Raw genomic sequence first — 20,917 nt, 5'->3', positions numbered from 1 at the left:
TCCTTTCGTGAATTACTGCAGTGGGCGATAACGAAGTCCGTATCCGAACGGAAACAGCGGCGCCTGCCCGTCGCCGACGTTGATGGGTTGCTGCGCGGCGCTCTTCATCCAGGTCACCGGCAACTGGCCGGTCGGGTTGTAGTCACCGAACAGGACGTCCGCGACGCCCTGCCCTTCCGTGCCCGGCAGCCAGGCGGCGACCAGCCCGGTCCAGTCCGGCAGTTGCGCCGCGATGTCGAGCGGCCGGCCGGACACCAGTACGACGACCACCGGTACGCCGGTCGCCTTCAACCGGGCCAGCGTGTCGAGATCGGCCTGGTCCAGCCCCATCCCCGCCGGGCGGTCACCACGGCCCTCGGCGTACGGGGTCTCGCCGATCACCGCGACGGCGACGTCGTACGAGTCGTCGACGCCGGTCGCATCCTTGCTATAGGCAACCGTTGTGGACGGTGCGGCCGAGTGCCGGATCCCTTCCAGGATGGTGGTTCCGGGCGTGACCGGGCCGCTCGCGCCCTGCCAGCCGATGGTCCAGCCGCCGGCCTGGTTGCCGATGTCGTCGGCGTTCTTGCCGGCCACGAAGATCTTCTGGTTCGCCTTGGCCAGCGGCAGCACGCGACCGGAGTTCTTCAGCAGTACCTGGGATTCGCGGACCGCCTGGCGAGCCAGGTCGCGGTGCTCCTTGCTGCCGATCGTGTCGGTGAAGGTGCGATCGGTGTACGGGTGCTCGAACAGCCCGAGCTCGAACTTCTTGGCCAGGATCCGCCGGTTCGCGTCGTCGATCCGCGCGAGCGGGATCCGGCCGGCCTGGACCTCCGCGCGCAGCGTGTCGATGAACTGCTTCCAGGCAAACGGCACCATCACCATGTCCATGCCGGCGTTGATCGACGCGGTCACCTCGGCCGGCGTGAACCCGGCCTGGCCGTCGATCTTGTCGATGCCGTTGTAGTCCGACACGACGATGCCGTCGAAGCCGAGCTCACCCTTCAGCACGTCGTTGATCAGGTAACCGTTCGCGTGCATCTTGACCGAGTTGAAGCTGCTGTAGGAGATCATCACCGAGCCGACGCCACGGCGGACGGCCTCCTTGAACGGCGGCAGGTGGATCGCCCGCAGCTCGGCCTCGCTGATGTTCGTCTCGCCCTCGTTCTTGCCACCGACAGTGCCGCCGTCACCGACGTAGTGCTTGGCGGTCGCGAGCACCGAGCCGGAGTCCGAGAGCGACTCGCCCTGCATGCCGTTGATGATCGGCGCCATCGTCCGCGCGAGCATCGGCAGCTCACCGAAGGACTCGTACGTGCGTCCCCACCGGTCGTTGCGTGCCACACACAGACAGGGCGCGAAGTTCCAGTCGATACCCGTGCCGGACACCTCTTCGGCGGTCGCCCGGCCGATCTTCTCGGCGAGCGCGCCATCGCGGGTGGCCCCGAGCCCGATGTTGTGCGGGAAGATCGTCGCGCCCTTGACCCCGTTGTGCCCGTGCACCGCGTCGACCCCATAGATCAAGGGGATCCCGAGCGGCGACGACAACGCGGTCCGCTGGAACCCGTCGTACATATCGGCCCAGCTCTGCGGCGTGTTCGGCGTCGGCTGCGAGCTCCCGCCGGACAGCAACGACCCCAGCCGGTACGTCGCGACGTCGGTCGGCTCGGTGATGCCCAGCCGCTCGGCCTGGATCATCTGGCCGAGCTTGTCGTCCAACGTCATCCGCCCCAGCAGATCCTGAACCCGGGCCTTCACCGGCTGTGTCGCGTCCTTGTACGCCGGTGTCGCAGCGTCTTGATCCGGAACCGGCGAGGCCGGCGCAGGCGCGGGAACAGCCAGCAGCAGCGCCCCAGTCAGTAGGCCGACGAGGGCAGGCAACAGCTTCCGAGCGGGCATTGGGCGGATCCCCTCAGTGAGCATGGTGTTACGCAGGGTCTGAAATTCAGGGCTTAAATTAACCCACGTTCTAACGGCCGTAAAGACTTCGGCAAACCTTTTCCGAAAAGTCTTTCAGTTTCTCCTTTACTTGACCGATCGGTCCAGAATGCGTATTCTCGGACTCATGAGCAACGACGACGCAGTGCGCGCGGTGGTCGGCGAGTTCCTCGCCGCTCTCGGCAAGGGCGATGCCGACCTGATCGCGGCGACCTTCGCCGAGGAGATCGACTGGTACGTCCCCGGTGACCAGGCCCAGGGCTGGACCGGGCAGCGGACCCGGCGCGACGAAGTACCGGCGTACTTCCGCACCATGTGGCCGATTTTCGTGCCGGGCGAGAGCGAGACCGAGCTCAAGAAGATCCTGGTGGACGGCCCGGATGCCGTCATCCTGGCTCAGTTCACCCATACGGTGCAGGCCAATAGGCGTCGCTTCAGCACGCCCGTGGCGATGCACCTGACCGTCGAGAACGGGAAACTAGTGCGGATGCACCTCTACGAGGACACTCACCTGGTTGCGAAGTCGGTCGGCGCGGCGGCCTGACCGAGCACGGCGAGCAGTGCGAGCTTCTCGGCGCTCTCCGAGCCCGGTGTCGCGGTGAAGACGAGCAAGGTCTGCTGCTGCTCCAAGTCGTCGAGCACCTGACAGTGCAGCTCCAGCGCGCCGACGGCCGGGTGCAGGAAGCGCTTGACCCCGACGTGCCGGATCCCGATCTCGTGGGCGTTCCAGAGTTCGCGGAACTCCGCACTGCCGTCCAGCAGCGCACGGACGAGGCTGCCGGCCGGCGACTTATCGCCATCGGTGGCGTGTACGGACCGCAGGCCCGACACGAGGACACGACTGTGGTTGGCGCGCTGGTCCTCGTCCGCGTAGCGGTCCCGGTCGCCGTCGCGCAGGAACCATCGATAGGCGCCGCTCCGCTCGAGGCCCTCGAAATTCGTCAGCTCGCCCTCGAAGGCGACGTCGACCGCGGTCTGCACCAACGTCTCGCCAAGCCGGTTCATCACCTGGGCGGGGGTGTCGACCAGGCGGTCCAGGATCCGCAGCAGCCCGGGGTTCACGTGGTCGTCGCCGCTCATCCGTGGCGGCACACCGTGGCCGGCCAGGACATACAGGTGATCCCGCTCGTCCAGCGTCAGCCGGAGCGCGCGGGCGATCGCGGCGAGCATCTCCGCCGACGGTTGCGGACCACGACCGCCTTCGAGCCGGCTGTAGTAGTCCGTCGACATCACGGCGAGCGCAGCGACCTCCTCGCGCCGAAGGCCCGGAGTACGGCGCCGGCGGCCGCGGGGCAGGCCGAGGTCCTCTGGCTGCAATGCCTCGCGGCGTTTGCGCAGGAAGTCCGACAGTTCCCCGTAGTCCATGGCTCCATTGTTCAGCACCCGCCCGCGTTAGCCACTGCTTGTCGAGCAGTGGCTGAACTGGGCCTGGTTGCCCGGCCCCCGCCGTTCGAGGCTGGAGACATGAAAACGACAGGGAACACGATCTTCATCACCGGCGGTACTTCGGGCCTCGGGCTGGGCCTGGCGCTGCGCTTCCACGCCCTCGGCAACAAGGTGATCATCGGCGGCCGCCGCAAGGAGCTCCTCGACGAGATCGCGGCGGAGCACGCCGGGATCGGCACCGTCGTCCTCGACGTCGACGACCCGGCGTCGATCCAGGCGGCGTACGACGAGGTCACCAGCAGCTACCCCGAGCTGAACGCCGTCCTCACGATGTCGGGGATCATGCACCCGGAGAACCTGCTGGACCCGGGACACCTGGACACGGCCGAGGCGACCATCACCACGAACCTGCTCGGCACGATCCGTACGCTCGCCAAGTTCACGCCTTATCTCATGGCGAAGCAGAAGGCCACGATCCTGACCGTCTCCTCGGGCCTGGCGTTCGTCCCGCTCGCATTCACCCCGACGTACAACGCGACCAAGGCAGCCATCCACAGCTACACCCAGAGCCTGCGGATCCAGCTCGCCGGCACCGCGGTACAGGTGATCGAGCTCATTCCGCCGGCTGTGCAGACCGCGCTGATGGGTCAGCAGAACGACGAGCGCGCGATGCCGCTGGAGGAGTACCTCGCCGAGACGATGACGCTGCTCGCCGATCAGCCGGACGCCGCCGAGATCACCGTCCAGCGGGTCGGTTTCCTGCGCGACGCGGAACGCGAGAACCGCTACGACCAGACGGTCGCAGCGGTCAACGCGCACTGAGCGGTCAGTCGGACAGCGGCTATTCGGACAGGGCTTGTTCTATCCGTTGAACTTTGGCGGCGAGCTGGCCGGTGTAGCCGGGGCGGATGTCGGCCTTCAGGACCAAGCTGACCCGGGGTGAGACGGCGGCGACGGCCTCGACGGCCTGTTTCACCACCGCCATCACTTCGTCCCACTCCCCCTCGAGATTGGTGAACATCGCGTTGGTCTCGTTCGGCAGACCGGAGGCGCGAACGACGCGGATCGCCTCGGCGACCGCCTCGCTCACGCCACCGGTCTCGTCCCCTGCGGCTGGGCTGATGCTGAATGCAACGATCATGCCTTCAGCTTGCCAGGTACTAGTCCTGCAGCTTGTCCTGGACCTGGAGCTTCGCCGCTTCCTCGGCCCGCCGCTCGGCGCCTGACGTCGTCAGCAGCGGCTTCTCCTTGATGAAGAGCACGGCCACCAATGCGAGCACCGCGAACGGCACCGACATCATGAACAGGTCCGCGGTCGCCATCCCGTACGCGTTCTCGACGGCGGCCTTGGCCTGCTCCGGCAGTTCCGAGATGTTCGGTACCGCGCTGCTGCCGCCCGACGCGCCACCCGGGTTCAGCGTGGCCGCGCCGAGCTCCCGCACCGGTACGTCGTTCTGCGCGGCGAGCACCAGGTTCTGCATCACCAGGCCGATGCCGACACCGAGCACGAGCATGAAGCTCCACAGCATGTACTTCGAGGTGTGCGCGTCGATCGTGCCGAACAGCGCCAGCCCGATCGGCAGCAGCACGCTTCCGACGACCAGGAAGATCTTCCACTTGCCGTACTTCGTGATCAGTCCACCCGCGATCGTGGACGCGACCATCATGCCGATGATCAGCGGCAGACTCATCAGCCCGGCCTTGGTCGGCGAGTAGCCCTGCGCGATCTGGAAGTACTGCGCGAGGAACACTGAGCCGCCGAACATCGCCACCCCGACCAGCGCGCTGGCGACGATCGACAGCGTCACCGTGCGGTTGCGGAACAGGTCCATCGGTCGCCGACGCGAAGATCGCGCCGAAGATTCCGGAGTACCGGCCGAGTTCACGCGGCGGGATGATCGCGGCCATCACGATCTGCGCCAGCGCGGTCAGGCCACCGGCGCCGAGGCCTTGCAGGACGCGGCTGCCCAGCAGTACCTCGATGTTCGGCGCGAAGCCCGCGACGAGCGAGCCCACCACGAAGAAGCCCAAGGACAGCTGGACGAGCAGCTTGTTGTTGTAGAGGTCGGCGAGCTTGCCCCAGATCGGCACGGTGGCGGTCATCGTGAGCAGCTCGAGGGTGACGACCCAGGTGTACGACGACTGGCTCGCCCCCAGGTCGTGGATGATCCGCGGCAGCGCGGTCGACACGATGGCGCCGGCCAGGATCGCGACGAACATGCCCATCATCAGGCCGGACACGTGACGCTGCTCACTAGGCCGCTACTCCGGGCGTCCGAGCCGCTACGGTGCGTCGATGCGCCCTTCCGAGACTGACCCGTCCGTTATGTCCCGACGCCGGTTCGCCGGCCTGACCGCCTTCACCTCCGCGGCCGCCCTCGGCCTCACCCAGATCCGCACCAGCAGCGCCGATACCGGCATCACCGCCGCCAAGCGTGATTTCGTCCCCGCCGTCGTGATCGGCACCGGCTACGGCTCCGCTGTCACCGCCCTGCGGCTCGGCGAGGCCGGTATCACCACGACGATGCTGGAGATGGGCCAGTTGTGGAACAAGCCCGGCAAGGACGGCAAGGTCTTCTGCTCCACCCTGAACCCGGACTCCCGCTCGATGTGGTTCAACCGCCGCACCAAGGCCCCGCTCGACACGTTCCTGTGGCTCGACGTGGTCAACCGCGACATCGGTACGCCGTACGCCGGCGTGCTCGACCGGATCGACTTCCCCAACATGGGCGTGTACGTCGGACGCGGCGTCGGCGGCGGCTCGCTCGTCAACGGCGGCATGGCCCCGACCCCGCGCCGCTCGTACTTCGAGAAGGTGCTGCCACACGTCGACGCGGAGCAGATGTACAAGCGGTACTTCCCGCTGGCCAACCGGATGCTCGGCGTGAACACGATCGACCCGCACTACCTCGAGAAGACCCCGGTCTATCGCTACGCCCGGGTCTCCCGCCGGCACGCGCACCAGGCGGGATTCAAGACGACGGTGATCCCGAACGTCTACGATTTCCGTTATCTGCAACGCGAAGAGCGTCGCGAGGTGCCCAGGTCGGCGCTGGCCGGCGAGGTCATCTACGGCAACAACCACGGCAAGCAGAGTCTCGACAAGACCTATCTCGCGGATGCGGTCGGCACCGGCAAAGTGACGATCCAGACCCTCACCCGGGTCACCGCGATCCGCCAGGACCGGTCCGGCTACGTACTGACGGTCGAGCGAATCGATGCCTCAGGCAAGGTTCTGCGCCGGAGCGAGCTGGGCTGCAAGCACCTCTTCCTCGGCGCGGGCAGCGTCGGTACCACCGAACTGTTGCTCAGGGCCCGCGAAACCGATGCCCTGCCCAACCTCTCCGCGACGATCGGAAGCGGCTGGGGCACCAACGGCAACGTGATGACGTCGCGCGCCAACCACCTGTGGGACCCGACCGGTCTCCTCCAGTCGACGATCCCGACGCTGGCCATCGACAACTGGGACGACCCGATCCACCCGGCCTTCGCGGAGATCGCGCCGCTGCCGATCGGGATCGAGACGTGGGCGAGCCTCTACCTGGCGATCACGGTCAACCCCGAGCGCGGCCGGTTCAGCTACAACTCCCGGACCGACCGGGCCGACCTGCACTGGGGCGCGACCCAGAGCAACCCGTCGATCAAGTCCGCCCGGGCGCTGTTCGACAAGATCAACCGTGCCATCGGCACGACGTACCGGCGGGATCTGTTCGGCGGGAACCGGGAGTTCGCCGCCGACTTCTGCTACCACCCGCTCGGCGGTTGCGTACTGGGCAAGGCAACCGACGACTACGGCCGGGTGCGCGGCTACCGCAACCTCTATGTGACGGACGGATCGCTGATCCCGGGCTCGATCGGCGTCAACCCGTTCGTCACCATCACAGCCCTTGCCGAGCGCAACATCGCCCGCGTGCTCGCCACCGACCTGCGGAGTTGACCGGGCTGGTCGCCGTCGACCGGCGGACCTGACCGGGTTATACGCTCGGGCTTTATGACCTCCATCGCGACGGATCTGGCCCCCACCGGCGTACTGCGTGCCTCGATCAACCTGGGCAACCCTGTTCTTGCCCAGGGCACCCCGGAAGAGCCGACCGGCGTCACGGTCGACCTCGCCGCGGAGATCGGGGCGCGGCTCGGCGTACCGGTGGAGTTCCTCTGCTTCGACGCGGCACGGAAGTCGTTCGAGGCGATGACTTCGGGCGCGGCCGACCTCTGCTTCCTCGCGATCGAACCGGTGCGAGCGGCAGAGGTCGCCTTCACCGCGCCGTACGTCCTGATCGAAGGCGTGTATGCCGTCCCGACGGACTCGCCGCTCACCACGATCGACGAGGTGGACGCCCCCGGAGTACGGATCGGCGTCAACCAAGGCTCGGCCTACGACCTCTACCTGACCCGCACTCTGCAGCACGCCACACTCGTCCGCGGCACCGACGGCATAGACCTCTTCCGCACCGACAGTCTTGAAGCCACCGCCGGCATCCGCCAGCCCCTCACCAAGTATGTCGCGGCGAACGATGACGTCCGCTTGATCGAAGAACGCTTCATGCAGATCCAGCAAGCCGTCGGCACCACCAAAGCCCGCCACCCGGAGACCGTCCAGTTCCTCCACGACTTGATCGAAGAACTGAAGGCAAGCGGCTTCGTCGCCGACTCCCTCCAGCGCGCCGGCCAACACGACGCTACGGTCGCACCTTAGGAATCCAGGCCGGTACGGTCTTGCAGTACTCCTCGTACTGCGGGCCGTACCGCTGCCGTAGTACCGGCTCCTCGTACCACCGCACGAAAGACGCCATCACCACCCAGGCGACTACCGCGTAGGCGAACAACCAGGGGTCCAGGAAGAGCACCGCCTGGCCGGCGACGGCCGCCACCACACCGACGTACATGGGATTGCGGACGAAGCGGTAGTCGCCGCCGATCACCAACTGCTCGGTCGGCGCGATCGGCGCCGGTGTGCCGCGCCCTTCCCGCACGAAGCGGGCGAAGGCGCGCAGCAGGACGACCAGTCCGGCAACGATCAGCAGCAGCGACGGCCAGAACCTCACCTCGGACCAGCCGTTGATCCACCACGGGACCGCGCCCGCGACCACGCAGGGTGCGGCGAAGAAGAAAGCCGTACTGCCGAGAACCGCCTTAACCATCGGAGAGCCTGGCGATCACTCGGTCGGACAACTCGCAGAAGGTGTCCAGCTCGGCTGGGGTGAGATCGGCGAACCAGTCGGCGACCGCCGCGTAGTCGCCCTCGTCGCGCTCCTTCCAGAAGGACGCGCTGTGGTTTGTTGCTGAGAGCAACTTTCGGCGCTTGTCGGTGGGGTCGGGCTCGACTTGCAGGAGGTTTTTGCGGACCAGGGCGGCAACGATCTGGGCGACGTTCTGGTGGGTGCTGCCGAGCGCCGCCGCCGCCTCGGCCAGGGACGGTTTACCGGCCGCGACGACGACCGTGATGAGCGCGGCCTGCTGGGTGGTCAGGCCGTCTTCGCGCAACCGCTCGTCCATCGCGTAGCGCAACCGCTGGGCCAGCGTGAGCGTCGTCCGGAACGCGCGGATCGACGGCTCGAGCGCCGACTCCGGGCCGATCCCCAGCAGGTCTTCGGTCTTGTTCCGCGATGACATAGGCAATATATTACCTATCACCATCGAAGGGGGCAAGATCGTGATCTGCTTACTGCCGCACTGCGCCTACCTGTCCGAGACGTCGCGGATGCTCGAGCTCCACCGCGCCCTGACCGAGCTCGGCCTCCCGGTCCGCGTCGCCACCCACGGCGGCCCGCACGAACGCCTCCTGGCCGGCATCCCGTACGACGTACTGGGCCCTGGTCTGTCCGCATCCAGAGCAGCCCGTTTCGTCGGGTCGGCCGTCGGGCTCGGCGATCCCGGGCAGAGCATGTACGACGATGACGAGATCCGTTCCTACGTACAGACGGAGGCGGAGTACTTCCGCGCCCACGGCATCACGGTGGCGGTCACCGGCTTCACGCTGACCGCGTTGCTGTCGTCGCGGCTGGCCGGAGTACAGGTGATCACCGAACACGCAGGCAGCTTCGTCCCACCGGTCTTCGAGCGTTATCTTCCGCCCGACCGGAAGCCCGCCCGCATAGAGGCCTACTGCTCCGGCTTCAACCGTGTCGCCGAATCCCTTGGCATAGAAGGCATTCCCAGCCTCGCAGCGCTACTCCTGGGCGACCTCTCACTGGTCCCGGAGGTCGCCGAAGTCCTGAGTGTCTCCGCCACCGAACTGGCCGCCTGGACCCCGGACGGCGATCCCGGCTATCGCCCGAACTCCCGCCTGGCCGCCGTTGGCCCGCTCTTCGCGCACCTCGATCTGCCGCTCCCCGACCGGGTCCAGAAATTCCTCAGTCACCCGGGCCCGACCATCTACTTGGCGATGACCTCGACCCCACCGACCCAGGTTCGCGCCGCCATCGCCGAGCTCAGCTCCCTCGACCTCCGGATCCTGGTGGCCGGCACCATCCACGACCTGTCCGACCTGGCCACCGACCGCATCCTGGTCGGAGCCACCCTCCCCAGCCACCTCGTCATGCCCCAGGTAGACCTCGCCATCACCACCGGCGGCCAAGGCAGCGTCCAAACGGCCATGGCCAGCGGCACCCCACTCCTGGGCATCCCCCTCCACATCGAACAGGACCTCAACGTCGCCCTGGTCGAACGCCTGGGCGCAGCCCGCCACGCCACCCCCACCGACAACCTGGCAACCCTCGCCGCCCAGATGCTCGACAACAGGTCCCACGCCGCAGCCGCAGAGCGAATCCAGAAGCTCTACGCCGCCGTCGACGGCCCGGCCCAGGCCGCCGAGGCCATCGCACTGGCAGCTCCCGAGACCTCCTGAGTCCCGGTTGCACCTGAGAGGTATCGGCTCTTGCGCGAACCGTCATTGTTCACCGGCGGCCGATGCGGTGATCTGGAAAGGCGGCGGCCAGCGGGTTGCCCGCAGTCGGAAGTACAGATCATTGGAGTGCGAAAACATGGGTCAGCTTGACGGCAAGGTGGCAGTGGTGACCGGGGCCAGCAAAGGGATCGGGTTCGCCACGGCTCAACGTTTCGCCGAGGAGGGGGCGACTGTCTACCTCACCGGACGCGGCAAGACGGCACTGGACTCGGCCGTCGCGCAGATCGGCCCGCGCGCGATCGGCGTACCGGGTGATGTCTCCGATCTCGCCGCTCTCGACCAACTCTTTGCGACGATCGAGGCCGACGGGCAGCGGATCGACGTGCTGTTCGCGAACGCCGGCATGACGGCCTTCGTGCCACTGGCCAACGTCACCGAGGAGCACTACGAACAGGTGACCGGGCTGAACGTGCGCGGCACGCTTTTCACCGTGCAGAAGGCTTTGCCATTCCTGAACGACAACGCCTCGATCATTCTCGCGTCGTCCACCACCGCGGCCAGGGGGCCGGCCACCGGCACTGTGTACGCCGCGTCCAAAGCAGCGGTCCGCTCGTTCGCCCGCACCTGGGCGAACGAGCTGAAGGATCGCGGCATCCGGGTCAACGCTCTCGCGCCGGGCGGTACTGAAACCCCTGCGATGGTGGGCGCCACCCCGGAAGGCCTTACCGCAGAGGAGTTTCGCGGGATGGTGGCCGCGCAGGTGCCGATGGGCCGGGTGAGCCAACCGGAGGAACAGGCCGCCGCCGCGTTGTTCCTCGCGTCCGGCCAGAGCAGCTACATCACCGGGATCGAGCTGCTCGTGGACGGTGGCATCAACTCGATCTGATCCAGCCGATTCACCACCGCGACCGCCGCCCGGGCGAACTGGTCACGCGCAGCCGAAAGGTTCGCGTGTGGCCAGGCCAGCACCATCCGATCACCCGGTACGTCGACGACGGGCACGGCGACGACCGACCCGCCGAGCCGGCTGGTCCCGCCGGCGCCGATGACGACCACCAGCTCCCCCAGCGCAACCCTGTCGATGAGCTCGTCCAGGCCGACCGGCGGGGCGTCCTCGCGGTACCGCGCCTCGGCTCGCAGCTCCCGGGCGGTCAGGCTGTCGCGCGAAGCCAGCGGATGCCCCGCCGGGAGAAGCGCGACCGGCGGTTCCTCCAGGAGATCGATCGTGTCCAGCCCGTCCAGGTCGTCGTTGCCGCACATCAGCGCCAGATCGGCCAGCCCGTCCCGCAGACTGGCCCCAAGCTCGGCGGTGAACACGACCTCGACCGGCACCGGATCGGCACCTCGCCGGTACTCCTCGAAGATCCTGGCCAGCAATCCCGCGCCAGTACCCGGCGGCGCGGCGACCAGGAGCCGCTTCGGCCGGACGGCCTGCCGCGTACGCCGTACGACGGTGTCCAAGGCGGCGAGCGCCTTGCGGCTCTCGTGCAGGAAGACCTCGCCGGCGTCGGTCAGGTCGACCCGTCGGCTCGTGCGCTCGAACAGCCTGATGCCGATCCGCCGCTCCAGCCGGCTGATCGCCCGCGACAGCGGCGGTTGCCCGATCCCCAGCTCCTCAGCGGCACGACCGAAGTGCATCTGTTCCGCCACTGCGACGAAGTAGACGAGCTCACGCACCTCCAACCGATCCATACCCTCGAAACTACCTCGACAGGCCCCCGCGGCGCTCACTCTAGAAATGCATAGCTTTCCTATGTATAGTTGTCTTCTGTGAGCCCTTCGACGGATCTTTCTCAGCTCGGGGTCGACGTTGTCGTCGCCTCGGCGCGGTTGGCCCGGCTGGCGAGCCGGGATGTCAGTGCGTTGCCGCATGCGGCGATGCGGTTGATGGGGCGGCTCGACGAGCTCGGGCCGACCCGGATCAGCGAGCTGGCCAAGGCCGATCGGTGCTCGCAACCGACGATGTCCAACCTGGTTCAGCGCCAGGAGGAGAACGGCTGGGTACTCCGTGAGCCCGACCCCGCCGATTCCCGGGCCAGCCTGATCAGCCTGACCCCGGCCGGCCGCGCCGAGCCCGACCGGGCCCGCCACGAAGCCGGCCAGGCCATCGCCACCCGGCTCCGGCAACTGCCGTCGACCGACCTCGAAACCCTTCGGGCCGCAGTCACCGTCATGCACCAAATTCTCACTCTCGAGCCCTTGGAGGAGAGCAACCGGTGAGCAGTAACTCGATTCTGAAGCAACCCAAGTCCGTCTGGGCCGTCGCGTTCGCGTGTGTGATCGCGTTCATGGGCATCGGCCTGGTCGACCCCATCCTCAAGCCGATCGCGGAGCAGCTGCACGCGAGCCCGTCGCAGGTCTCGCTGCTGTTCACCAGCTACATGGCCGTGATCGGCGTCGCGATGCTGATCACCGGCGCGGTCTCCAGCCGGATCGGCGCCAAGCGCACGCTGCTGATCGGCCTGGCCATCATCGTCGTCTTCAGCGCGCTGGCCGGCCTGTCCAACTCGATCGGCATGATCGTCGCCTTCCGGGCCGGCTGGGGGCTGGGCAACGCGCTCTTCATCGCCACCGCCCTGGCCACCATCGTCAACTCCGCCAGCGGTTCGGTCGCCCAGGCGATCATCCTGTACGAGGCGGCGCTCGGCGTCGGTATCGCGGCCGGTCCGCTCGTCGGTGGTGAGCTCGGCACGATCTCCTGGCGTGGCCCGTTCTTCGGCGTCGCCGTCCTGATGACGATCGCGCTCGCCGCCACCGCGTTCCTACTCCCCGCCTCGCCGCCTGCTCCCCGGCGTACGTCGATCCTCGAACCCCTGAAGGCACTCAGGCACCGTTCGCTGGCGACCGTCGCGGTCACCGCGTTGCTCTACAACTTCGGCTTCTTCACCCTGCTCGCGTTCACCCCGTTCCCGCTGGGGATGTCGGCGCGGCAGATCGGGCTGATCTTCTTCGGCTGGGGCATCGGCCTGGCGCTGACCTCGGTCTTCGCCGCACCCCGGTTGCAGCGTCGCTTCGGCACCCTGCCCGTCGTGATGACCTCGCTACTGCTGTTCGCCGCCGACCTCACCGTGATGGGTCTCTACGCCCACCACCCGCCGGTCCTCGCAGCCGGCGTGATCGTGGCCGGCCTGTTCCTCGGCGTGAACAACACCCTGATCACCGAGGCCGTGATGGCGGCCGCACCGGTCGAGCGCGGCACCGCCTCCGCGGCGTACAGCTTCGTCCGGTTCTCCGGCGGCGCGGTCGCGCCCTGGCTGGCCGGCAAGCTCGGCGAGGAGATCAACGTCCAGGTCCCCTTCTGGGTCGGTGCTTTCGCAGTACTACTCGCAATCGGCGTACTGGCCACCGGCTGGAAGCCCCTCGCCCACCTCCGTACGCCGGCCGCTCACTCCGAGGCCGAGGCCACGGCCCTCACCACGGCCGACGCCTGATCAGGGCGCGGTCACTGTCACAGTGCCGCTGATGACCGCCACGGCGACGGCGCTGAGCTGGCTACCGTTGCTGCGGGCATAGGCCCGCAGCAACGCGAACGCCTCGTCCACGTCGACCCCGGATCGCTCGGCCAGTACTCCCTTGGCCTGCTCGATCAGGACGCGGCTGTTCAGCGCCGCTTGCAGTTGTTCGGCGACGATCTCGCTGTGCCGCACCGTGCGTTCCTGCAGCAGGCCGATGGTCGCCACGTCAGCCAGCGCCTGGCCCACCGAGACGTCATCGTCGGTGAGGCTGGACCGGTCCTTGCAGAACAGGTTCATCGCCCCGATCACCTGCCCCCGAAGGCGCAATGGCAACGCATGCACCGATCGGAAACCCGCGGCCGTGGTGGCCGCCTGGAAGCGTGGCCAGCGAGCCGCGACCTCAGCCAGGTCGACGTTCACCACCGGACGGCCGGTCCTGAAGCAGTCCAGGCAGGGGCCTTGAGAGTTCTGCAGCTCGAACAGCTCCAGCACCCGGGCCTGGTCGGTGGTGGAGGCCAGCACCTGCAACTTGCCTTGCGGATCCACCAAGATCAGGCCCGCCGCGTCCGCGTGCAGCAACTCGACGCTGCGCTCAGTCAGCGTGTGCAGGAAGTCGATCACGTCGAAGTCGGCGACCAGTGTGTCCGCAAGCTCGACGAACACCGCGGCGAGCCGCTGTTCCCTGCTCATCGCAACGCCTCCGTTCGGTGAGCGCACTTCACGTGCTTCATCCATGATGATCGCCTTCCGGCCCGAAACGAAGCCGCCGGGCGACCACGTCCTTCGCCACCTCGAGCAACGGTCGCTCGGAGCCGAAGGCATGAGCCTGTAATAACAGCAGTGCCTCGGCCAGGCCGACCGCTGCCTGGATCGTGATCATCCCGGTCGCCTGATGGATCTCCCGGCGGCTCTCGGCGACTTCCGCCAGCCGGGGGTGCATCAGCTGACCAGGCGGAGTCTTGCCCTGCAGATGCAGCAGAACCGTCACGGCGGCCTCGGTGAAGGCCAGCGCCTCCGACAGTTGCGGCGAGTCCAGCCCACCCGGCGAATCGCGGTACAGATCGAGGACACCGACCCGGATCGCGCCGACCTGCAACGGAAACGCGAAGACCGCCGCGACCCCCGCCTGCAATGCCCCCTCGGCGAAACCCGGCCAGCGGGAGAAGCCGGTCGTGGCCAGGTCGGGCTGCAGCACCGGTCGCCCGTCGCGGAAGGCATCCACGCACGGCCCCTCGCCCAGTACCTGCTGGAGGTCTTCCAGTACTGCGGCCGCTCCGTCCGTCGCCATGATCGTGCCCTCGTGCCCAGCAGACGTCATGAAGGCCAGTCCGGCCCCGCTGATCGGCAGCCGGTCGGCGCAGACCTGGCACAACCGCTCCGGAAACCTGTCCTGGTCGCCGACCATCACCTCGGCCAGGATCTGCCGGATCCGTTCCGTTGGCATCGGCCGCACCACCCTCACACCTCATCCTGCCCCCGCCTCGGCTGACAGGGCCGATCACCGACCAGCCGGAGAGCCGTCCGCAGACCCGTCAGGAAGCTTGCGGCTGGCCACCAGCCGGGCGGCGACCACCCGGAGCTTGACGTTGCCGTCCTGGGAGTAGCGACGCAGTACGGCGAACGCTTGGTCGGCGTCGATCTCGAAACGCTCCATCAACACTCCTTGCGCCTGACCGATGAGGTGGCGGGCCTCGATCGCCCGCGCCAGGTCCGCGATCTCCTGAACGCCCACGACCGCGACCGCTGCGTGTCTCGCCAGCAGGAGTGCCGCTGCCGCGTCACCGGCGCTGAACTGATTCGGTGCTGCCGCGTAGACGGTGATCGCGCCTACCGCCGACGACGTCGTGGCGAGTGGGACGGTGAGCATGCTCCGCAGCCCGAGCTCAGCCACTTGCCGGCTCCAGCGCGGCCATCGCTGATCGGCAGCAGTGTCGGGCACGAGAACGCTGCCTTGAGCTCTACTCAACGGCACCGACGGGCCCTCGCCGTACTCCACCTGCAGTTGGTCTGCCCGCTCTGCCCGTAGGTCGACGGCGCCGACCGAGGAGAGGCGTCCTCGGTGGACGAGGATCACTCCAGCGCAGTCACCCCCGACGATGCGCAGTACAGAGTCCTGCACCCGGCCCACCGTCTCGGTGATGCCCGCTGCGTCGTGCAACTCGGCCCACCGCGCGACCTCGCCGGCGGCTACCACTGCGTCAGTCAGTTCGGGGCGTGATCCCGCAGTCGTCGGCGCTGAAACGGCCGACGGTCGCCGGACGCGACTACGGATGAGCGCCATCGGCTCAGCCCCTTTTCACTTTTGCCACTCGAGGAGAGCGGCGCCAGGGTCTGGGGCAACCGATCACGCCCGGCCTGCGAACAGCGTCCGGGGTGATGCTTGAACAGTACCGCCATCCGACCGCCAGCGCGCCGACTTGGCCGGGATTCTTTTGCGCCGCAGACGACCATACCAAACAGTATGGTACGGTTTCGGCATGGTGACCAAGGCGGACTGGCTCGACGCCGGCCTGAAGGTGCTGGCCGGCGAAGGCTCCCCCGCACTGACGATCGAACGGCTGACCACTGAGCTGGGCCTGAGCAAGGGCTCGTACTACCACCACTTCAAAGGCGCCGGCGGCTTCCGGACCGCCTTGCTCGAGCACTTCGAGAAGAGGTTCACCAGCAGGCTGATCGACACCGTCGAGCAGCACCCCGAGGCCGACGCGGCGAGCAAGCTCACCGAGCTGATGGAGCTCGTACTCGCCGACGCCGACCACGTCCGGCTCGAGATCGCAGTACGGGCCTGGGCTCTGCAGGACCCAGAGGCGCGAGCGGCGCAGGAACGCGTCGACCACGCCAGAACAGCTTATCTACAAGAGCTTTGCCGAGGGATCGACTCGGTCAAGGAGCCGGTTCACCTGGCCCGCTTGCTCTATCTGATCCTGATCGGCGCCGAACAGGTCGTACCACCGGTGCCGGCCGCCGAGCTGCGCGCGCTCTACGCCACCACGCTCACACTGGCGACTGGCAAATCGTTCCTCACCTGACAAGGAGCCCGCCATGCCGACCCACACCGACCTCCCCGAGCTGACCGACCTACTGCCGACAGCCGACGTCATCGACGTGAAGACAGCGACCGGCCCGGTGACCCTGCGCGAGTTCGCCGCCGGCGCCCTGAGCCAGGACTCCACCGCCGGCCGCTTCCTGTTCGCCCTCCGCGTCCCGGTGGCCAAACTCCTCCGCCTCCAAATGGCCGGAATGCCACCCAGGACAAGGCTCACCCCTGAGGACGTCAGCTTCACCCCGGGCGACCACCTGTCCTTCTTCACCGTCGATCGCGGCGAAGACGAGCACTACCTACTCCTGAAGGTCACCGACAACCATCTGCGCGGCTACCTGGCCATCATCGTCGACGACTCCGGCCCGGTCCGCGCCTTCAAGGTGGTCACCCTCGTCTTCTACCTCCGCCCGGCCGGCCGCTTCTACTACAACCTGATCCGCCCGTTCCACCACCTCGTCATCCACGCGATGTGCCGCTCAGCCCTCCGCACTACCTGAGGTGCCGCTCAGCCCTCCGTACTACCTGAGGTGCCGCTCAGCCCTCCGTACTACCTGAGGTGCGTGAGGAGCGCCGCGAAGTCTGCGTGGTTGTAGGGGCGCGCGCCGATCAGCGACTGCAGCAGGATGCCGTCCAGGGCGGCGACCAGGAGGCTCGCCTTCTGCGGGTCGGTGGTGAAGTTGCGGGCGATCTGGGTGAGGGGTTCGAGCCAGGCGGCGGCGGCTTCGCGGAGGGCGGGGCGGCGGGCTGCGAGCAGACAAAGCTCGTACTCCGCCAGGGTGCGGCCGCGCCGGTAGACCAGGCAGTGCTCGATCAAGCGGGCCAGCTCGTCGGCCGGCCGGGCGCCCATTTCATTGACTCGCTCATGGAGTTCGGCGGCGAGGTCGTCGGCCGCCCAGGTCAGGGCGGCGACCAGCAGATCGTCCAGGGTTGCGAAATGGTAGGTGGTCGACGCCAATGAGACCCCGGCCTCGGCCGCGACGGCCCGGTGGCTGACCCCCGCGACCCCGCCCCGCTCAATCACCGCCAACGTCGCCGTCAGCAACGCCACCCGCCGCACCCGCCCCCGCACCCGCCGCCCATCGACCACCTTCACCCCTCCGCTCATCCCCCACGGCCTTCGCCTCGCCTCGCCTTCGCCTCGCCTCGCCTCGCCACGCCTCGCCTCGCCTCGCCTCGCCACGCCTCGCCACGTCTGAGGGGTTAACCCCGCAGTCGGTGGGTTGCCCCGTCGGATTCTGGAGGGGCAACCCACCCTCTGCGGGGTTAACCCCTCAGACGTCGCGGGGGGCTCTGTGGAAGAGTAGCTGGACGGACGTACTGATTGTTTTTGACCCCGGGAATCGGCGGGATCCGGTCCGGAGGCGGCCTACGCTTCTAGTCGTGACTGCTCCCGGACAGCCCCCAGCCACTCCCCCGAACGCCCCGCTCAGCACCGCCATGCGGCGAGCGCTCAAGCGGGCCGACGACGGCAAGACGCTCGACCCGACAGAGGTCGAAGTGCTGCTGTCGGCCACCGGAGTCGCGCTCGAACAGCTGATGTCGACCGCCGCCCGAGTACGAGACCAGGGGCTGGCCGACGCCGGCCGGAGCGGGATCGTCACCTACTCCAAGAAGGTCTTCATCCCGCTCACCCGGTTGTGCCGGGACCGCTGCCACTACTGCACGTTCGCGACCACGCCCGGCCGCGTGCACTCGCCGTTCCTGAGCCCGGACGAGGTGCTGGAGATCGCTCGACAGGGCGCAGCGCTCGGCTGCAAGGAAGCGCTCTTCACCCTCGGCGACGCTCCCGAGGACCGTTGGGACGCAGCCAAGAAGTGGCTCGAGGAGGCCGGCTACGACAGCACCCTCGACTATGTGCGCGCGATGTCGATCCGCGTACTCGAGGAGACCGGCCTGCTGCCGCACCTCAACCCCGGCGTCATGTCCTGGCAGAACCTCCAGCGGCTGAAGCCGGTCGCGCCGAGCATGGGCATGATGCTCGAGACCACCTCGCGCCGGCTGTTCGAGGAGAAGGGTCAGCCGCACTACGGCTCACCCGACAAGGACCCGGCGATCCGCCTGCGAGTGCTGGAAGACGCCGGCCGGTCCAACGTCCCCTTCACCACCGGTCTGCTGATCGGCATCGGCGAGAACCTCGAGGAGCGCGCCGACTCGATCTTCGCGCTGCGCAAGATCGCCCGCCAGTACGGCGGCATCCAGGAAGTCATCATCCAGGGCTTCCGGGTGAAGCCGGACACCGCGATGCGCAACGATGCCGACGTCCCGCTGGACGAGTGGCTCGCCGCGATCGCCGCCACCCGGGTCGTACTCGGCCCGCGGATGCGCGTCCAGGCCCCGCCGAACCTGGTCGACCTGGCCGAGGCCCGGTTGCTGCTCGACGCGGGCGTCGACGACTTCGGTGGCGTCTCGCCGCTGACCCCCGACCACGTGAACCCCGAGCGCCCCTGGCCGCAGATCGATGACCTGGCCAAGGTCACCGCCGACGCCGGTTTCACCTTGCGCGAAAGGCTCACCGCGCACCCGGAGTACCTGCGGGAGCCCTGGCTCGACCCGCGGCTCATCTCGCACGTCGAGGCCCTCGTCGACCCGGACACCGGCCTCGCCAACGAGGCCGCCTTCCCGAAGGGCCTGCCCTGGCAGGAGCCCGACGGCGGCTGGGACAGCGTCGGGCGTACCGACCTGCACACCGCGATCGACACCGAGGGGCGCAGGACTGAAACCCGCTCGGACTTCGACGCCGCCTACGGCGACTGGGACGTACTGCGTGAGGACGTCGCAGCTCGGCGGGCCGCCGAGGCGGACGGCAAGCTCGCAGAGCAAACCGGCGATGCGAGCCGCGCCGCCCACGGCGGCGCGGGAGCACCGGAGCGTATCGCTGCTGAGACGAAGGCCGCTCTGGCGGCCGCTGAGCGTGATCCTGCTGGGCTTTCCGATGCGCAGGCGTTGACGTTGATGACGGCAACGGGTCCGGCGCTCGACCAGCTGGCGAAGATCGCCGATGACTTGCGCAAGGCAACGGTCGGCGACGACGTCACCTACGTCGTCAACCGCAACATCAACTTCACCAACGTCTGTTACACCGGCTGCCGGTTCTGCGCCTTCGCCCAGCGGCGTACCGACGCCGACGCCTACTCGCTCTCGATGGACGAGGTCGCCCAGCGCGCCGAGGAGGCGTGGGTGATCGGTGCCACCGAGGTCTGCATGCAGGGCGGCATCCACCCCGACCTGCCCGGTACGGCGTACGCGGACCTGGTTCGCGCGATCAAGGACCGCGTTCCGCAGATGCACGTCCACGCCTACTCGCCGATGGAGATCGTCAACGGCTCGGTCCGTACCGGCCTGTCGATCGAGGACTTCCTGATCTCGGTCAAGGAGGCCGGCCTGGACAGCATCCCCGGGACCGCGGCCGAGATCCTGGACGACGACGTGCGCTGGATCCTCACCAAGGGAAAGTTGCCGACAGCAAGCTGGATCGAGGTGATCACGACGGCGCACAAGGTCGGCCTGCCGTCCAGCTCGACGATGATGTACGGCCACGTCGACGCGCCGCACCACTGGGTCCAGCACCTGCGCACGATCGCGGCGGTACAGGACCAGACCGGTGGCTTCACCGAGTTCGTGCTGCTGCCGTTCATCCACACCAACTCGCCGATCTACCTGGCCGGCGTGGCCCGCCCGGGCCCGACGTACGACGAGAACCGCGCGGTGCACGCGATGTCGCGGATCATGCTGCACGGCCGGATCGACAACATCCAGTGCTCCTGGGTGAAGCTCGGCACCGACGGCTGCGTCGACGTCCTGAACGGCGGCGTCAACGACATCGGCGGCACCCTGATGGAGGAGACCATCAGCCGGATGGCCGGCTCCAAGCACGGCTCGCGCAAGTCCATCGAAGAGCTCACCCAGATGGCCACCGCCGCCGGCCGCCCGGCCCGGCAGCGCACAACGACTTACGGCGAGATCCCGCAGACCTCGCACACAGCCCTCGAACTGGCCTAGACCTCAAGCCCTGCAGGGCTTTTCCCGGTCAGTACCGGTCCCCAGAAACGCACCGGTACTGACCGGGGTGCGGGGGCGGGGAAGGTATCAGCAGCAAAAAGAAACGCCGACTGTGTCGGGCGTCGGTCACCACCTCACTGGCGACCGGCGCCCGGCGACACAGCCGGCGTTCTGCTTTGCCCCGAGAGGGCGGTTCGGCCCGAAGGTGGGAGGAACCGCGAGCTCATTCCGTGACCGGCAGGGGAGGTACAGTCCGGTCGCGGACGGGAG

21 protein-coding genes and 1 pseudogene are annotated in these 20,917 nt (G+C 67.9%); 11 read left to right on the top strand and 11 right to left on the bottom strand.

The window, feature by feature from the left end; all coding sequences use genetic code 11:
* Positions 1–12: 12 nt before the first annotated feature.
* Positions 13–1,878, bottom strand: coding sequence for a glycoside hydrolase family 3 N-terminal domain-containing protein (locus G3I17_RS22740; RefSeq protein WP_164599535.1), 1,866 nt, complete (start codon positions 1,876–1,878; stop codon positions 13–15).
* 166 nt (positions 1,879–2,044) lie between these two features.
* On the opposite strand from G3I17_RS22740, the gene G3I17_RS22735 reads away from it, so the two are divergent.
* Entirely contained in the window at positions 2,045–2,461 is a 417-nt protein-coding gene (locus G3I17_RS22735) for a nuclear transport factor 2 family protein (RefSeq protein WP_164599533.1), read from the top strand.
* On the opposite strand, the gene G3I17_RS22730 is transcribed toward G3I17_RS22735, so the two are convergent.
* Positions 2,425–3,282, bottom strand: a complete 858-nt coding sequence (locus G3I17_RS22730) for a helix-turn-helix transcriptional regulator (RefSeq protein WP_164599531.1) — start codon at positions 3,280–3,282, stop codon at positions 2,425–2,427. The two genes, G3I17_RS22735 and G3I17_RS22730, sit on opposite strands and share 37 nt — an antisense overlap.
* A gap of 99 nt (positions 3,283–3,381) precedes the next feature.
* Here G3I17_RS22730 and G3I17_RS22725 point away from each other — a divergent pair, with 99 nt between their 5' ends.
* Entirely contained in the window at positions 3,382–4,125 is a 744-nt protein-coding gene (locus G3I17_RS22725) for an SDR family NAD(P)-dependent oxidoreductase (RefSeq protein ID WP_164599529.1), read from the top strand.
* A gap of 19 nt (positions 4,126–4,144) precedes the next feature.
* On the opposite strand, the gene G3I17_RS22720 is transcribed toward G3I17_RS22725, so the two are convergent.
* Positions 4,145–4,444, bottom strand: coding sequence for a thiamine-binding protein (locus G3I17_RS22720; RefSeq protein WP_164599527.1), 300 nt, complete (start codon positions 4,442–4,444; stop codon positions 4,145–4,147).
* A 19-nt stretch (positions 4,445–4,463) separates the two neighbouring features.
* Positions 4,464–5,532: pseudogene (locus tag G3I17_RS22715) on the bottom strand (MFS transporter).
* A 67-nt stretch (positions 5,533–5,599) separates the two neighbouring features.
* Between G3I17_RS22715 and G3I17_RS22710 the strand changes: the two are divergent.
* The gene (locus tag G3I17_RS22710) at positions 5,600–7,240 is read left to right on the top strand and encodes a GMC oxidoreductase (RefSeq protein WP_203590610.1); all 1,641 of its coding nucleotides are present in this window, start codon (positions 5,600–5,602) and stop codon (positions 7,238–7,240) included.
* A 54-nt stretch (positions 7,241–7,294) separates the two neighbouring features.
* Complete coding sequence (locus G3I17_RS22705; RefSeq protein WP_164599525.1) at positions 7,295–7,999, top strand: transporter substrate-binding domain-containing protein; 705 nt, start codon at positions 7,295–7,297, stop codon at positions 7,997–7,999.
* On the opposite strand, the gene G3I17_RS22700 is transcribed toward G3I17_RS22705, so the two are convergent.
* Positions 7,983–8,444, bottom strand: a complete 462-nt coding sequence (locus G3I17_RS22700; RefSeq protein WP_164599523.1) for an isoprenylcysteine carboxylmethyltransferase family protein — start codon at positions 8,442–8,444, stop codon at positions 7,983–7,985. The genes G3I17_RS22705 and G3I17_RS22700 overlap by 17 nt on opposite strands.
* A complete protein-coding gene (locus G3I17_RS22695; RefSeq protein WP_164599521.1) occupies positions 8,437–8,916 on the bottom strand; it encodes a MarR family transcriptional regulator in 480 nt (159 codons plus the stop codon). Before G3I17_RS22695 ends, G3I17_RS22700 begins: the two co-directional genes overlap by 8 nt.
* 40 nt (positions 8,917–8,956) lie before the next feature.
* Between G3I17_RS22695 and G3I17_RS42205 the strand changes: the two genes are divergently transcribed.
* Together G3I17_RS42205 and G3I17_RS22685 are read left to right on the top strand one after the other, a co-directional pair.
* Complete coding sequence (locus G3I17_RS42205; protein ID WP_164599519.1) at positions 8,957–10,150, top strand: nucleotide disphospho-sugar-binding domain-containing protein; 1,194 nt, start codon at positions 8,957–8,959, stop codon at positions 10,148–10,150.
* A gap of 136 nt (positions 10,151–10,286) precedes the next feature.
* Complete coding sequence (locus G3I17_RS22685; RefSeq protein ID WP_164599517.1) at positions 10,287–11,036, top strand: SDR family oxidoreductase; 750 nt, start codon at positions 10,287–10,289, stop codon at positions 11,034–11,036.
* Here the strand turns inward: G3I17_RS22685 and G3I17_RS22680 are convergent.
* Positions 10,985–11,842: a LysR family transcriptional regulator gene (locus G3I17_RS22680; protein WP_164599514.1), complete on the bottom strand. Its 858-nt coding sequence runs from the start codon at positions 11,840–11,842 to the stop codon at positions 10,985–10,987. The two genes, G3I17_RS22685 and G3I17_RS22680, sit on opposite strands and share 52 nt — an antisense overlap.
* A 78-nt stretch (positions 11,843–11,920) precedes the next feature.
* Between G3I17_RS22680 and G3I17_RS22675 the strand changes: the two genes are divergently transcribed.
* Both G3I17_RS22675 and G3I17_RS22670 read left to right on the top strand, forming a co-directional pair.
* The gene (locus G3I17_RS22675) at positions 11,921–12,370 is read left to right on the top strand and encodes a MarR family winged helix-turn-helix transcriptional regulator (protein WP_164599512.1); all 450 of its coding nucleotides are present in this window, start codon (positions 11,921–11,923) and stop codon (positions 12,368–12,370) included.
* The gene (locus tag G3I17_RS22670) at positions 12,367–13,581 is read left to right on the top strand and encodes an MFS transporter (protein ID WP_343238380.1); all 1,215 of its coding nucleotides are present in this window, start codon (positions 12,367–12,369) and stop codon (positions 13,579–13,581) included. Before G3I17_RS22675 ends, G3I17_RS22670 begins: the two co-directional genes overlap by 4 nt.
* On the opposite strand, the gene G3I17_RS22665 is transcribed toward G3I17_RS22670, so the two are convergent.
* Genes G3I17_RS22665 through G3I17_RS22655 form a run of 3 tightly spaced genes read right to left on the bottom strand, consistent with a single transcriptional unit; the run spans position 13,582 to position 15,886 of the window.
* Positions 13,582–14,295, bottom strand: a complete 714-nt coding sequence (locus tag G3I17_RS22665) for a GAF and ANTAR domain-containing protein (RefSeq protein WP_164599510.1) — start codon at positions 14,293–14,295, stop codon at positions 13,582–13,584.
* Between the two features lie 37 nt (positions 14,296–14,332).
* Positions 14,333–15,049 (bottom strand): GAF domain-containing protein, encoded by a 717-nt coding sequence (locus G3I17_RS22660; protein WP_164599508.1) that lies wholly within the window; start codon positions 15,047–15,049, stop codon positions 14,333–14,335.
* A 54-nt stretch (positions 15,050–15,103) separates the two neighbouring features.
* Positions 15,104–15,886, bottom strand: a complete 783-nt coding sequence (locus tag G3I17_RS22655; RefSeq protein WP_164599506.1) for a GAF and ANTAR domain-containing protein — start codon at positions 15,884–15,886, stop codon at positions 15,104–15,106.
* A 196-nt stretch (positions 15,887–16,082) separates the two neighbouring features.
* Between G3I17_RS22655 and G3I17_RS22650 the strand changes: the two genes are divergently transcribed.
* Positions 16,083–16,634 carry a TetR/AcrR family transcriptional regulator gene (locus G3I17_RS22650; RefSeq protein WP_164599503.1) on the top strand — a complete coding sequence of 184 codons (552 nt, stop codon included), beginning with the start codon at positions 16,083–16,085 and terminating at the stop codon, positions 16,632–16,634.
* A 13-nt stretch (positions 16,635–16,647) separates the two neighbouring features.
* A complete protein-coding gene (locus G3I17_RS22645; protein WP_164599502.1) occupies positions 16,648–17,145 on the top strand; it encodes a DUF2867 domain-containing protein in 498 nt (165 codons plus the stop codon).
* 50 nt (positions 17,146–17,195) lie between these two features.
* On the opposite strand, the gene G3I17_RS22640 is transcribed toward G3I17_RS22645, so the two are convergent.
* On the bottom strand, positions 17,196–17,753 hold the full coding sequence (locus tag G3I17_RS22640; protein ID WP_164599500.1) for a TetR family transcriptional regulator: 558 nt from the start codon (positions 17,751–17,753) through the stop codon (positions 17,196–17,198).
* A gap of 275 nt (positions 17,754–18,028) precedes the next feature.
* On the opposite strand from G3I17_RS22640, the gene G3I17_RS22635 reads away from it, so the two are divergent.
* Positions 18,029–20,647, top strand: a complete 2,619-nt coding sequence (locus G3I17_RS22635; RefSeq protein ID WP_343238379.1) for a bifunctional FO biosynthesis protein CofGH — start codon at positions 18,029–18,031, stop codon at positions 20,645–20,647.
* Positions 20,648–20,917 lie beyond the last annotated feature (270 nt).

The sequence above is a fragment of the Streptomyces sp. SID13031 genome (assembly GCF_010548305.1).
Lineage (GTDB): Bacteria > Actinomycetota > Actinomycetes > Propionibacteriales > Kribbellaceae > Kribbella.
Note: the sequence above shows the minus strand (reverse complement) of the source record. Positions and strands in the feature narration are given on the sequence as shown.